Here is a 12,298-nt window from a genome sequence, read left to right as displayed (position 1 = left end):
CGCGGGGCAAGTCGAGTCGTCGCACCGCCGCTCCTGCAGCGTGCAAACGCCGGGATCGCTGCTATTCCTATGGGATCAAGCGGTCCGCAAGGGATAGCCGTCGATGCTGGTCGTCGAACAGCTGTGCAAGTCGTTCACCACTGCCCAGGGCCGGCTGCCGGTGTTGCAGGGTGTCGACCTGAGCCTGGCGCAGGGTAAAAGCCTTGCGCTGATGGGCGAGTCGGGCAGCGGCAAGAGCACGCTGCTGCACCTGCTCGCGGGCCTGGAGCGTGCCGACAGTGGGCGCATCCTGGTCGACGGCCAGCCCCTCGACGCGCGCTCGGAGCCTGAGCTGGCGCGCTGGCGCCGAGAGGGTATCGGCCTGGTGTTCCAGCAATACAACCTGATCAGCAGCCTGGATGTCGCGGCCAACCTGGCGTTCCAGGCACGCCTGGCGGGTCGCCATGACCGGCGCTGGGTGGATTACCTGGCCGGGCGGCTGGGGCTTGCCGAGCTGTTGCAGCGTTACCCGGAGCAATTGTCCGGCGGCCAGCAGCAGCGGGTCGCCATCGGCCGGGCGCTGGCCGGGCGACCGCCGCTGGTACTGGCCGACGAACCCACCGGCAGCCTCGACGAGGCCAGCAGCGACGAAGTGCTGGCGTTGATGTTGCAGCTGGTCGGCGAGGCCGGCAGCAGCGTATTGATGGTCACCCACAGCCGACGCCTGGCCGATCGACTGGAGCAACGCTGCTTCCTGCATGCCGGTCGGGTGCAGGTCGAGAAGGCCTGATGAAACCCTTGCTGATCACCGTGCAGGCGCTGCTCAGTCATTGGCGGCGCCATCGCTTGCAGTTTTTCAGCATCTTCACCGGCTTGTGGCTGGCCACGGCGCTGTGGACCGGCGTCCAGGCCCTCAACAGCCAGGCCCGCGCCGACTACGCCCGGGCCAGCGCCGTGCTGGCCGGCGCTGCGCAGGCGCAACTGGTGGCGCGCAGCGGCGAGCGCTTCGACCAGTCGCTGTACCTGCGCCTGCGCGCCCTGGGCTGGCAGCTGACGCCGGTACTGGAAGGCCGCCTGGCGATTGCCGGGGAGCCGGCGCGGAGTGTCCGGCTGATCGGTATCGAACCCTTGAGCCTGCCGCCGGCAACGACCATTGCCGGCACCTCGTTGCAAAGCTTCGACCTGCGCGCGTTCATTGGTCCTGCCGGGCAGGCCTGGGTCGGAGCGGATACCCTGCGGCAACTGGGCCTGCAAGCGGTGGATCGGGCCACCAGCAGCAGCGGCCAGGCGCTGCCGCCTTTTGTCCTCACGCCACAATTGGCGCCGGGTGTGATCATCGTCGATATCGGCCATGCACAAGCGCTGCTGCACGCGCCGCAACAGCTGTCACGGCTGTTGCTGGCGGACCAACCAGGCCCCTTGCCGGCTGACCTTGCCGAGCGCTTGAAGCTGCAACCGCCCAGTGACGAGGGCGACCTGCAGCGCCTGACCGACAGTTTCCATCTCAACCTGACCGCGCTGGGCCTGCTGGCCTTCGTGGTCGGACTGTTCATCGCCCACGCCGCCATCGGCCTGGCCCTCGAACAGCGCCGGGGCCTGATTCGCAACCTGCGGGCCTGTGGTGTCAGCTTGCGGACCCTGTTGCTCGGCCTGGCCCTGGAGCTGGGTGTCTTCGCGCTGCTGGGCGGCCTGGCCGGGGTTGCCAGCGGCTATATCCTGGCTGCCCTGTTGCTGCCCGATGTCGCGGCCAGCTTGCGCGGCCTGTACGCGGCACAGGTTGCAGGACAACTGGATCTGCCGGCCTGGTGGTGGCTGGCCGGGCTGCTGGTGAGCGTGCTCGGCGCCTTGCTGGCGGGCGTCGGCAGCGTCCTGCGGGCCGCCCGCCTGCCGCTGCTGGCCCTGGCGCAACCCCAGGCGTGGCGCCTGGCCCAGGGGCCCTGGTTGCGCCGGCAGGCGCTGCTGGCGGGAGTGTTGCTGCTGGTGGCGCTGGGGTGTTGGCGGCTGGGCAACGGCCTGCCCAGCGCCCTGGTCCAGCTTGCGGCGCTGTTGCTGGCGGCAGCGTTGTTGCTGCCGGCGCTGCTCGATGGCGCCCTGGCCGGGCTGGCACGCCTGTGCCGCAGGCCGTTGCCCGAATGGTTCATCGCCGACAGCCGCCAGCAACTGCCCGCATTGAGCCTGGCGCTGATGGCCTTGCTGCTCGCCCTGGCCGCCAGTGTCGGGGTGGGCAGCATGACCGAGGGCTTTCGCAAGACCTTCACCACCTGGCTCGACCAGCGCCTGGCGGCGGACCTCTACGTGACGCCGCGGGACACCGCGCAGGGCTTGCAGATCAGTGCCTGGCTCGGCGGGCAACAGGCCGTGAGCGAGGTGCTGCCAAGTTGGCGACTCGAGCTGCGTCTTGCGGGATGGCCGGTCCAGGTCCAGGGCGTCATCGATGATCGCGCCTACCGTACGCGCTGGCCGTTGCTGGCGCAAAGCACGCAGGCCTGGGAGCGCCTGGCGAGCGGGCAGGGGGTGATGCTCAGTGAGCAGTTGGGCCGGCGCCTGGGGCTGCGCCTGGGTGACCGCCTCACATGGCCGGACGACGCTGCACCGGCCATGACGGTGGTGGGGATCTATGCTGACTATGGCAATCCCAAAGGGCATATGCTGGTCAACGCCGATTGGTTGCGCCAGCACTGGCCCGAGGCACGACTGAGCAACCTGAGCCTGGGCCTGGTGGTCGACGCGGGCCCGGCGCTCAAGGCCGAGCTGCAACAGCGCTTCATGCTGGACGACAACCGGGTGGTCGAGCAGGCCAGCCTCAAGCGCTGGTCGACCGAGGTGTTCAGTCGCACCTTTACCGCCACGGCCGCGCTCAACAGCCTGACCCTGGGGGTCGCGGGCGTCGCCTTGTTCATCAGCCTGCTGACCCTGAGCCACAGCCGTCTGGGTCAACTGGCGCCGCTCTGGGCGCTGGGGGTGCGGCGTATGCAACTGGTATGGCTGACGCTGGGCCAGACCTTGATGCTGAGCGGCCTCACCGTGCTGCTGGCGATCCCCCTGGGCCTGCTGCTGGCCTGGTGCCTGGTGGCGGTGGTCAATGTGCAGGCGTTCGGCTGGCGCCTGCCGCTGTACCTGTTTCCCGGGCAATTGCTGCACCTGGCCTTGCTGGGGCTGTTGACCAGTCTGGTGGCCAGCGCCTGGCCCTTGTGGCAACTGGCGCGCCGCCAGCCGGGCGAGCTGTTGAGGCAATTTACCGATGAAGGCTGAAACCTGTGTGTTGATTGCCCTGTTGTTGCTGGGCGGTTGCGATGCATCTGCACCGGAGCCGGAAGGCTTTGCCGGATTGGGGCAGGATCCTGGCGCCTTTGCGCAGGTGACGCGCAATCATCAGCTGGTGTTCCCTCGCGACCATGGTGCCCACGATGGCTTTCGTATCGAGTGGTGGTACATCACGGCTAACCTCAAGGACAGCCAGGGGCGTGAGTGGGGCGCGCAATGGACCCTGTTCCGTTCGGCCCTGCGCACCGGTGCGGAAACGGCGGGCTGGGACAGCCCGAACCTGTGGATGGGCCATGCGGCGCTGACCGGCCCGGGCGGTCATCAATCCACCGAGACACTGGCCCGCGGTGGCATCGGCCAGGCCGGCGTCGAGGCCCAGCCGTTCCGGGCCTGGATCAATGACTGGTCGTTGCAGGGCGACGCGGGCATCGTCAACCTGCAGATGAGCGCCAGCGGCAAGGGCTTCGGCTACCGCTTGAACCTGGTCAGCGAGGGGCCGCTGGTGTTGCACGGTGACCAGGGCTACAGCGAGAAATCCGGCAAGGGCCAAGCCTCCTACTACTACAGCCAGCCGTTCTACCGGGTCAGCGGCGAAGTCGAGCGCGCGGGGCAGCGTGTGGCTGTTACCGGTAATGCCTGGCTGGACCGCGAGTGGAGCAGCCAGCCGCTGGCGGCCGGGCAATCGGGCTGGGACTGGTTTTCCCTGCACCTGGACGGCGGGGCGAAACTGATGCTGTTCCGTGTGCGAGAAACTGACGGCAAGCCTTATCGCGCCGGCACCTGGGTCAGTACCCAGGGGCAGGCGCAGGCCCTGCAAGGCGAGCAGATCCAGCTCACGGAGCTGGCCTGGACCCGCCAGGCCAATGGCCGTGAACTGCCGACCCGCTGGCGCGTGCAGGTGCCCGTGCACGGCGTGGACCTGGAGGTCGATGCACTGGAGCCTCGTGCCTGGATGGACACCCGCTATCAGTATTGGGAAGGGCCGGTACGCCTGAGCGGGAGTGTGGGGGGGAGGGGGTACCTGGAAATGACCGGTTATTAGGCGACTGCTGCGCAATCGATCGCAGGCTTCGCCAGCTCCCACAGTTGTCGGGTGATTGCAGTGCATTTGTGGGAGCTGCCGCCAGGCTGCGATCGGGCGCGTAGCGGCCGCAAAACCCGCCACCGCCGATGCGTGAATGCAATCATATCGACTGTTCTGGCATCATCGCCGGCCTTAAATCTTCAGGGACGATCTACCTCCAATGCGCGAAAGAAAATCAGCAAGGCTCCTGGTCGTGAGCCCCGAGCAAAACGTCCTGTTGTTCAGGTTCGTCCACAAGGAGGGCGCCCTGGCCGGTGACGATTACTGGGCGACGCCGGGCGGTGGCCTGGAAGAGGGCGAGACCTTCCACTGCGCCGCGCTGCGTGAGTTGCGCGAGGAAACCGGTATCGAGGCCAGTGATGTCGGGCAGCCCGTGGCTCATCGCCGGTTTCCCATGCAATTGCCCAGCGGCGAGTGGGTGTTTTCGGTCGAGCAGTTCTTCGTGGTGCGCGCGCCGTCCGAGGTGCTCTCTCGCAAGGGCTGGACCTCCCACGAGGTCCAGGTGATGGCGGATCATCGCTGGTGGTCTGCCGATGAATTGCGCATCACCCAGCAACAGGTGTGGCCGGAGACGATCGTGGCGACGCTGGAGCAGGCGGGGGTGTTTACAGCGTCCGGCAATAGCGCGTCATGAGTCATACCAGGGGGCTTTGGACGCCAGATGCAGGTGCTTGTGTTTTACCGAAGTGAATTCGCTATCCAGGGTACCCAGTGCCACCGAGATCCAGTCGGCGTGCTCCCCCTGGCTTTTCGACCAGAACAGCGACGAGCCGCACCGGGAGCAGAACTGGCGCAGCACCGTTTCGGAAGAGGGGTATGAGCTGATCGCTTCGGCCCCTTGAGTCACCTGCAGGTCACTGCGCAGCACGCTGGCATAGCTGGCGAACGCCGCGCCATGACTTTTGCGGCATTGGCTGCAATGGCAGTGGGCAAGCGCCTTGGGCCGTGCGTGCAGTTCGTAGTGCACAGTGCCGCACAGGCAACTGCCCTGGAGGGTATTAGCCATTCTGAGAAAACCTGGATATGCGGGGGGCACTCTATCCGACGAACAGTTTCGCTGTCGATTGATGTTCTCGGGTTGATTTCATGGTGATCGGTTGCTCTTGCAGGGCGGCTGTTGTGCCGGGGCTGGCGGCACAAGCCTGTATTTGGCCGCCAGGATGTCGTGTTCAGCCGGGCTGGCAAAATTACGCTGCGTTCTTCACTTCAGGAAACATGAAGGTCCTTTGGTTTGGCGCAGAATCTTCCGTCTTCAAGTTGATAGCGGTCCCACTCAAAATTAAATACGCCCTTGGCATTTTTGCTGATTTTTACTACATGCAGGCCTTTCCATTTTGCCTCGTCTTGGCATGCGCTGGGTGCTAGTGAAATCAGTATTTTCCTTTTCTTGGCATTTGAGATTTCGGCGGCCATGCGCGGGTCAGTGGCTACCTGTTTCATTTGCTCATGGAAGGCGTGGATGCTTTTGAATTCTGAGGGGCTGCGTAATTCTAGCCCGCACCGGCGAAGATAAAGGAAGCTGAAGTATGACTCCAGTGTCGGAAGTTGTCCGTTTTGTGCCGCTTCTCGCGTATAGGCCACCAGGCCATCATTGTCGAATAGGCGTGTTATTATATTTGGAACGTGTTTTGACCAGAATTTCTGTCGTTTTCGACGATCAAGTAGATTGCTCAAAACTTCAGCGCTCGGCTGGTCGATGTAACTTTTGTGTGTGTGTCCGAAAAACACGCCGTCGAATCCAGTGCTCAGGATGTAAGCTGCAACTTCTGCAGAGTTGGCCAGCTCGGTTGTTACCTCGCGAGTATGGTTGGGAGGTTGGATGAAATGATGATGAAGTACAGCTAGATCGATTTCACTGTCAAGCAGGGTTTTCGGGGCTAATGCGCGTTGATCAATTTTTCCATAGGCGAATGAGCCATTCTTCCAGGTGCTATTAAATAGATGAATATTGAGTGTGATTCCATTGATTTTGATTTTTTCTATTGCTCCGGCATGAATGGCCGGGAACTCATCATGGTAGTTATCTAGGCTGTGCTGCTTCAGTTTTCCATTAAATCGGTCATGGTTTCCAGGGACCACGACATAGCGTCTTGACTTCGATTTTGAGAGGTTAAGCCCGATTTTGTTTGCGCCAAATGTAATTTCATTGTCCAGCCAGTTTTTGACTAGTCCAAAGCTTTCTGCTCTTCCAGTTCTTGAAATGTCACCAGTGATAATCAGTAAGTCCCAGTCGAAGGTTTTGAGGAAGGAGTCAAGCGCCAGGAAGGCTTGGTTGTCGTGTCCGTGGCGGTGGGGCAGGTAAGGTAAAAATCGACGTGTCTCAAAGAGTCTTTCGGCGATATGGAGGTCTGAGATGTGAACTATGCTGACCATGATTGCCTTCCCTCCCTATCCTGGCTCTAATAGGAGTGGTGTTCTTTCTGTTGCATCAGGCTCGTTGCTGGATCAGAAGGTGACTATTGGCCAGGGCAACTTTCAGCTTCTGTCCTAGTAGGCAATCGAAATTGAACTCAGCGTCTAAGCTTCGATTTGAAGTAAGGCGTTACACTTGATAGCCAGTTAGCCTTTAAAGTCTAGGGCGTTCTGGACGGCTGTCCAGTGTGTATGGTTGTCTGACCCTGCGGTTCGCTGAAGCGAATCCACTGGCGTAAGCAGTGGTCTGAGCAGCGCTTTGAGTTGAGGGTTGGTAGGTGCGAGAGGGCTTTCAGGTAAAGCTGCTGTGCAGGCCTTTTGGAATCAATACTCCGCACGCTTGCGAAACGCCCAGCGCCCGACCAGCACGGTGAAGGTGGCGACCAGGGCCACCAGCACCCAGAAACCCTGGGGGTCGTCGGCCAGGGGAATGCCGCCGACGTTCATGCCGAAGAAGCCGGCGATGATGTTGATCGGCAAGGCCAGCACGGTGACCACGGTGAGGGTGAACAGGGTGCGGTTGGTCTGTTCATTGAGCTTGGCCGCCATTTCTTCCTGCAGCAGCTTGATACGCTCGCCCAGGGCCGTGAGGTCACTGATGATCAGGGTGAACTCCTCGGTGGCGGCCCGTAGCTGGCCAAGGTCGTGCTCTTGCAGCCAGTCGGGCGGGCGGTTCAGCAGGCGCAGCAGCGAACCGGGCTCCAGCGCCAGCAAGCGCTGCAGCCTGACCAGTACCCGGCGCATGGCACTGAGTTCGGCGCGGTTGTCGCTCAGGCGCTGGGACAGCAACTGGTCTTCGATGCGGTCCACGCTCAGGCTGGTTTCGCGCACGATCTGGGTCAGCAGGTCGCCCTGGTCGCGCAACAGGTGCACCAGCAACTCGATGGGTGAGCGGAACAACTCGCCCTGCTTGACCGAGGAGCGCAGCGTGTCGACTGAGTGCAAGGGCTGAAGCCGGGCGCTGACCAGCAGGCGACTGCGTGCACAGGCCCACAAGGTGGATACATCCGACGACAGCATGCCGAAGTTGAACACCACGTCATTGACCACCGCCAGCAACGCCGAGTCGGCATACTCGATGCGCGTCGAGCGGGAGCCTTCACGCAGGGTGTCGAAGAAGGACTGCGGCAAGCCCAGGTGGGTCTTCATCCAGCGCTCACAGGCGGCATGGGCCAGGTTGAGGTGCAGCCAGAGGAATTCGTCGGGATCTTGCGGTGCCAACAGCCAGCGCAAGGCCTGGGCCGAGTCGACTTCCCGGCCGCGCTCGCCGGCCCGGAACACATAACCGTACAGCAGGCCGTACAGGTCATGCTCCTGCTGGGCATGAATAGCGCCGAGGCCCATTCGCGTGGTCAATGGCGGGCGGTGCTGCGCGCGTGCTTGTGCATCAGGCTGTGCAGCAAGCCCAGGCGCAGCGCGGGCTCTGACAGTGTCATGCGCTCAATGGCAAACACCTTGAAAGCCGCCAGCATGATCGCCAGGCCACCAGGCAGGGCGCCCAGTTTGTGCGGTTGCAGGCCCGCCAGTTTCAGGCGGCTGGGGTGTCCTGCCTGCAGCAGGTGCAGCGACAGGCGCAGCAGGCCTGGGTAGGTAATGCTGTCGCTGTCGTCGTCATTGAAGTCATTGGCCTTGAGCACCTTGGCCAGCATGCGTGCGGTCCCCGAGGAGCCGATCGCCACTTGCCAGTCATGCTGGCCAATGCTGCGCGCGATGCTGGAGAACTGCAGACAGGCGGCCTGTTCGGCCATCTGCAGGTTGCGACTGTTGACCTTGCCGTCGGCGAAGTAGCGCGTGCCGAAGGTCCCGCCTCCGATCGCCAGGCTCCGGGAGAACAGGGCCTGGTTGGCGCGCCCGACGATCAGCTCGGTGGAGCCGCCACCGATATCCACCACCAGGCGGGTGGTCTTCTTGCACGGCAGGCTGTGAGCCACGCCGGCATAGACCATGCGCGCCTCTTCCTGGCCGGACAGGATCGTGATCGGAAAGCCGAGGCGCTCCTCGGCGCCAGCGATGAAGGTCGCGGCATTGCGCGCCTGGCGCACAGCGCTGGTGGCCACCGCCCGCACGCGGAATTCCTCGAAGCCGCGCAGACGTTTGCCGAAGCGCTCCAGGGCCTGCCAGCCGCGTTCCAGTGCGTGGTGGTCCAGGGCCTCGTTCTGCAGGCCGTCCGCCAGGCGCACCGGCTCGCGCAGGCTCTTTACCTTCTGGATCATCGGCCGCTGCTCGCACAGCACCGGCTGGCCGATGGTCATGCGAAAGGCGTTGGAGCCCAGGTCGATGGCCGCAAAGAGTGAGTCGTTGCCTTTCATGCGCGTATTCCTGATGGCTCGCCGGACCATGGCCGATGCTGATTGACAGCCATGGTGCACCTCATCGATGACACTGCGATGACAGCGCCCGCGATCAGGCGGCCCGTTCCAGGCTGTCGAGCAGGTCGACGAATTCCCGCGAGAGCTTGTGGCGCGGCGCCAGGTGCACCAGGGGCACTGACAGCTCGTGGGATTCGCGCATCTTGATGGAATGGCTCAGGTACACCGGCAGCACCGGCAGACCCTCGGCCAGCAGTTCGTTGACCAGGGTGCGATGCAGGGCGGCACGCTCGGTGAACAGGTTGACCACCACACCTTCGACGATCAGCGCTTCATTGTGATCCTGGCGCAGTTCATCCACCTGGGCGATGACGCTGTGCAGCGCCTGGCGCGAGAAGCTGTCGCAGTCGAACGGGATCAGCAGCCGGTCGGCGGCGACCAGGGCGCTGTAGGTGTAGAAGTTCAGCGAGGGCGGGGTATCAATGTAGATGCGCTCGTAGTCCTCGGACAGTTCGACCAGCAACTTGCGCAGCTTGTTGATCTTGAACTTGCTTTCGAGCTTGGTCTGCAGGTCCAGCAGGTCGGGGCTGGCGGTGACCAGGTGGAGGTTGTCGTAGTGGGTCTGGGTGATCGCTACCCGGCACTTTTTGCTGGCCGGGCCACTGGACAGCACCTGCCTGAAGAAGTCGGCGATGCCTGAAGGGATCTGGTCGGCGACCAGACCTGTGAGGTAGTGGGTCGAGTTGGCCTGGGGGTCGAGATCGACCAGCAGTGTGCGGTAGCCCTCGGCCGCACTGGCCGCCGCAAGATTGCAGGCGATGCTGGATTTGCCAACGCCTCCCTTTTGATTGAACACGACACGACGCATGAGGCAGTTAATCCCTGTAAAGGCCTGAAACATCATGTTATGACCGAAAAGTTTCAGTTTTAAGACAGGGATGCTACCGGGTCGGCTGTAGGCGCGGCGGTGCGACGACTCGACTAGCCCCGCGATGCGATGCAACGGATTGCACGCAATCGCGGGGCCAATCCGTTTTCAGTGAGGCGCCCGCGGAATGGTCTTGAGCAGATCTTCCGGGCTGATGTGGCCGACCACCTGCTGCTGAACCACGCTGCCCGGCTGCGGCAGGTCGAGGATGTGCCCCTTCATCTTGCCGATCACGTGCATTTCGCACGGCTTGCAGTCGAACTTCAGGGTCAGCACTTCATCACCGTGCACCAGTTGCATCGGCGCGACCTTGGTGCGCACGCCAGTGACGCCCTTGGCCTGTTTCGGGCACAGGTTGAAGGAGAAGCGCAGGCAATGCTTGGTGATCATCACCGGCACTTCGCCGGTTTCCTCGTGGGCCTCGTAGGCGGCATCGATCAGCTTCACCCCGTGGCGGTGGTAGAAGTCGCGGGCCTTCTGGTTGTAGACGTTGGCCAGGAACGACAGGTGCGACTCCGGGTACACCGGTGGCGGGTTGCTCTCGGCCTTGCGTCCACCGCGTGGGTGGGCGGCGATGCGGGCCTCGGTCAGGGCCTCGATCACTTCACGGCGCAGGGCCTTGAGCTGCGAGTTGGGGATGAAGAACGCCTGCGGCGCGTCCAGCTCGATGGCGGTGGCGTGGTACTGGGTGGTGCCCAGCTGGCCGAGCAGGTCGTGCAGTTGCTCCAGTGCCTGCTCCGGCTTGTTGGCCGCGCCGAACGGGCCTTCCAGGGCGACGCTGGCGCTGACGCCTTCCTCGCTGGTGGCGGTCAGTTCCAGGCGCTCTTCGCGCAGGCGTGCGGCCCAGCTCAGGCCGACCCGGCGCTCGGCCGAAGTCTTCTGCAGGGCCTGTTGCCAGTTGTGGTCCAGGTTGCGGCTCAGCGGATGGTTGGGGCGCAGCTGGTGCAGGCCCTTGGGCATCTCGTTGGGCTCGACGCGGTAGCGGTAGCGCTTTTCGCCGTCTTCATCGAACTCGCCCTTGGGCTCGGCGATGTTGGCGCGGAAACCCACCACTTCGCGCTTGACCAGCACGTTGAGGCCGTCACCGTTGGACAGCGGCTCGTGGGTGATCACTTGCAGGTCGCGCTTGCCGACTTTTTCTACCACGCCCACCGGCAGGCCGGTGAAGGTTGGCGAGTCGAAGGCGCCGATGTCGATCTTGCGTTCGCTGACGAAGTAGTCGGTGCTGCCACGGTGGAAGGTCTTGTCCGGGTCGGGCAGGAAGAAGTGCGCGGTGCGGCCGCTGGAGGCGCGGGCGAGGTCCGGGCGGCCTTCGAGGATGTCGTCCAGGCGCTGGCGGTAATAGGCGGTGATGTTCTTCACATAGCCCATGTCCTTGTAGCGGCCCTCGATCTTGAACGAGCGCACACCGGCGTCCACCAGGGCCTGCAGGTTGGCGCTCTGGTTGTTGTCTTTCATCGACAACAGGTGCTTTTCATAGGCGATCACGCCGCCTTTCTCGTCCTTGAGGGTATAGGGCAGGCGGCAGGCCTGGGAGCAGTCGCCACGGTTGGCGCTGCGGCCGGTCTGGGCGTGGGAGATGTTGCACTGGCCGGAGAAGGCCACGCACAGCGCACCGTGGATGAAGAACTCGATCGCCGCGTCGGTTTCGTCGGCGATGGCGCGGATTTCCTTGAGGTTCAGCTCGCGGGCCAGGACCAGTTGCGAGAAACCGGCCTGGTCGAGGAACTTGGCCCGGGCCAGGGTGCGGATGTCGGTCTGGGTGCTGGCGTGCAGCTCGATCGGCGGAATGTCCAGCTCCATCACCCCCAGGTCCTGGACGATCAGGGCGTCGACGCCGGCATCGTAGAGCTGGTGGATCAGCTTGCGCGCCGGTTCCAGCTCGTTGTCGTGCAGGATGGTGTTGATGGTGGTGAACACCCGCGCGTGGTAGCGCCGGGCGAAGGTCACCAGCTCGGCGATATCGCTGACTTCGTTGCAGGCGTTGTGGCGCGCGCCGAAGCTCGGGCCGCCGATGTACACGGCGTCGGCGCCATGCAGGATGGCCTCGCGGGCGATGGCCACATCGCGGGCAGGGCTGAGCAGTTCCAGGTGATGCTTGGGTAGGGACATGTGTTTTTAGTCAGGCTTGTCACGGTCAAGGCGCGCATTGTAGCGCGAAACGCCTGGGCGGCACCCCCTGACTGCCAGGTGGCGGCCTGTAGGAGCGGGGGGGGGGCCCCCGGGGGGGGGTTAAAAAAACAAAACAACCCCGGCGCCCCCCCCCCCCCCCCAAAGGGGGGGGGGGGGAGAGGGGGGCACGAAAGGGAAAAAAAACAACAA

General features: G+C 63.6%; 10 protein-coding genes. 4 read left to right on the top strand and 6 right to left on the bottom strand.

Annotated features, from left to right (window positions below; translation table 11 throughout):
• Positions 1 to 103: 103 nt before the first annotated feature.
• The 4 genes from M2D63_RS23870 to M2D63_RS23855 all read left to right on the top strand — a co-directional run bounded on the left by M2D63_RS23870 (position 104) and on the right by M2D63_RS23855 (position 4,961).
• Positions 104 to 769: an ABC transporter ATP-binding protein gene (locus tag M2D63_RS23870; RefSeq protein WP_285865533.1), complete on the top strand. Its 666-nt coding sequence runs from the start codon at positions 104 to 106 to the stop codon at positions 767 to 769.
• Complete coding sequence (locus M2D63_RS23865; RefSeq protein ID WP_285865532.1) at positions 769 to 3,231, top strand: ABC transporter permease; 2,463 nt, start codon at positions 769 to 771, stop codon at positions 3,229 to 3,231. The genes M2D63_RS23870 and M2D63_RS23865 overlap by 1 nt, the downstream gene beginning before the upstream one ends.
• Entirely contained in the window at positions 3,221 to 4,285 is a 1,065-nt protein-coding gene (locus M2D63_RS23860; protein ID WP_285865531.1) for a lipocalin-like domain-containing protein, read from the top strand. Before M2D63_RS23865 ends, M2D63_RS23860 begins: the two co-directional genes overlap by 11 nt.
• A 202-nt stretch (positions 4,286 to 4,487) precedes the next feature.
• A complete protein-coding gene (locus M2D63_RS23855; protein ID WP_285865530.1) occupies positions 4,488 to 4,961 on the top strand; it encodes an NUDIX hydrolase in 474 nt (157 codons plus the stop codon).
• Here the strand turns inward: M2D63_RS23855 and M2D63_RS23850 are convergent.
• From M2D63_RS23850 to M2D63_RS23825, 6 genes are all read right to left on the bottom strand, one after another.
• Complete coding sequence (locus M2D63_RS23850; RefSeq protein WP_285865529.1) at positions 4,956 to 5,333, bottom strand: GFA family protein; 378 nt, start codon at positions 5,331 to 5,333, stop codon at positions 4,956 to 4,958. The genes M2D63_RS23855 and M2D63_RS23850 overlap by 6 nt on opposite strands.
• Before the next feature lie 200 nt (positions 5,334 to 5,533).
• On the bottom strand, positions 5,534 to 6,700 hold the full coding sequence (locus M2D63_RS23845; RefSeq protein WP_285865528.1) for a metallophosphoesterase: 1,167 nt from the start codon (positions 6,698 to 6,700) through the stop codon (positions 5,534 to 5,536).
• 363 nt (positions 6,701 to 7,063) lie between these two features.
• The gene (locus tag M2D63_RS23840; protein WP_285865527.1) at positions 7,064 to 8,083 is read right to left on the bottom strand and encodes a transporter; all 1,020 of its coding nucleotides are present in this window, start codon (positions 8,081 to 8,083) and stop codon (positions 7,064 to 7,066) included.
• A gap of 8 nt (positions 8,084 to 8,091) precedes the next feature.
• On the bottom strand, positions 8,092 to 9,048 hold the full coding sequence (locus tag M2D63_RS23835) for a Ppx/GppA family phosphatase (RefSeq protein ID WP_285865526.1): 957 nt from the start codon (positions 9,046 to 9,048) through the stop codon (positions 8,092 to 8,094).
• Between the two features lie 94 nt (positions 9,049 to 9,142).
• Positions 9,143 to 9,916, bottom strand: a complete 774-nt coding sequence (locus M2D63_RS23830) for a ParA family protein (protein ID WP_285865525.1) — start codon at positions 9,914 to 9,916, stop codon at positions 9,143 to 9,145.
• A gap of 168 nt (positions 9,917 to 10,084) precedes the next feature.
• Complete coding sequence (locus M2D63_RS23825) at positions 10,085 to 12,088, bottom strand: U32 family peptidase (protein ID WP_285865524.1); 2,004 nt, start codon at positions 12,086 to 12,088, stop codon at positions 10,085 to 10,087.
• Between the last annotated feature and the right edge of the window lie 210 nt (positions 12,089 to 12,298).

It is taken from the genome of Pseudomonas sp. BJa5, from assembly GCF_030272875.2.
In the GTDB taxonomy this organism is placed as follows: Bacteria; Pseudomonadota; Gammaproteobacteria; order Pseudomonadales; family Pseudomonadaceae; genus Aquipseudomonas.
The sequence above is the reverse complement of the archived record's forward strand: the minus strand, read 5'-3'. Positions and strand labels throughout refer to the sequence as shown.

Bases quoted from the DNA above. Each gene is read 5' to 3' on its own strand.
- M2D63_RS23870 (WP_285865533.1), top strand. From the start codon at position 104: ATGCTGGTCGTCGAACAGCTGTGCAAGTCGTTCACCACTGCCCAGGGC.
- M2D63_RS23865 (WP_285865532.1), top strand. From the start codon at position 769: ATGAAACCCTTGCTGATCACCGTGCAGGCGCTGCTCAGTCATTGGCGG.
- M2D63_RS23860 (WP_285865531.1), top strand. From the start codon at position 3,221: ATGAAGGCTGAAACCTGTGTGTTGATTGCCCTGTTGTTGCTGGGCGGT.
- M2D63_RS23855 (WP_285865530.1), top strand. From the start codon at position 4,488: ATGCGCGAAAGAAAATCAGCAAGGCTCCTGGTCGTGAGCCCCGAGCAA.
- M2D63_RS23850 (WP_285865529.1), bottom strand. From the start codon at position 5,333: ATGGCTAATACCCTCCAGGGCAGTTGCCTGTGCGGCACTGTGCACTAC.
- M2D63_RS23845 (WP_285865528.1), bottom strand. From the start codon at position 6,700: ATGGTCAGCATAGTTCACATCTCAGACCTCCATATCGCCGAAAGACTC.
- M2D63_RS23840 (WP_285865527.1), bottom strand. From the start codon at position 8,083: ATGGGCCTCGGCGCTATTCATGCCCAGCAGGAGCATGACCTGTACGGC.
- M2D63_RS23835 (WP_285865526.1), bottom strand. From the start codon at position 9,048: ATGAAAGGCAACGACTCACTCTTTGCGGCCATCGACCTGGGCTCCAAC.
- M2D63_RS23830 (WP_285865525.1), bottom strand. From the start codon at position 9,916: ATGCGTCGTGTCGTGTTCAATCAAAAGGGAGGCGTTGGCAAATCCAGC.
- M2D63_RS23825 (WP_285865524.1), bottom strand. From the start codon at position 12,088: ATGTCCCTACCCAAGCATCACCTGGAACTGCTCAGCCCTGCCCGCGAT.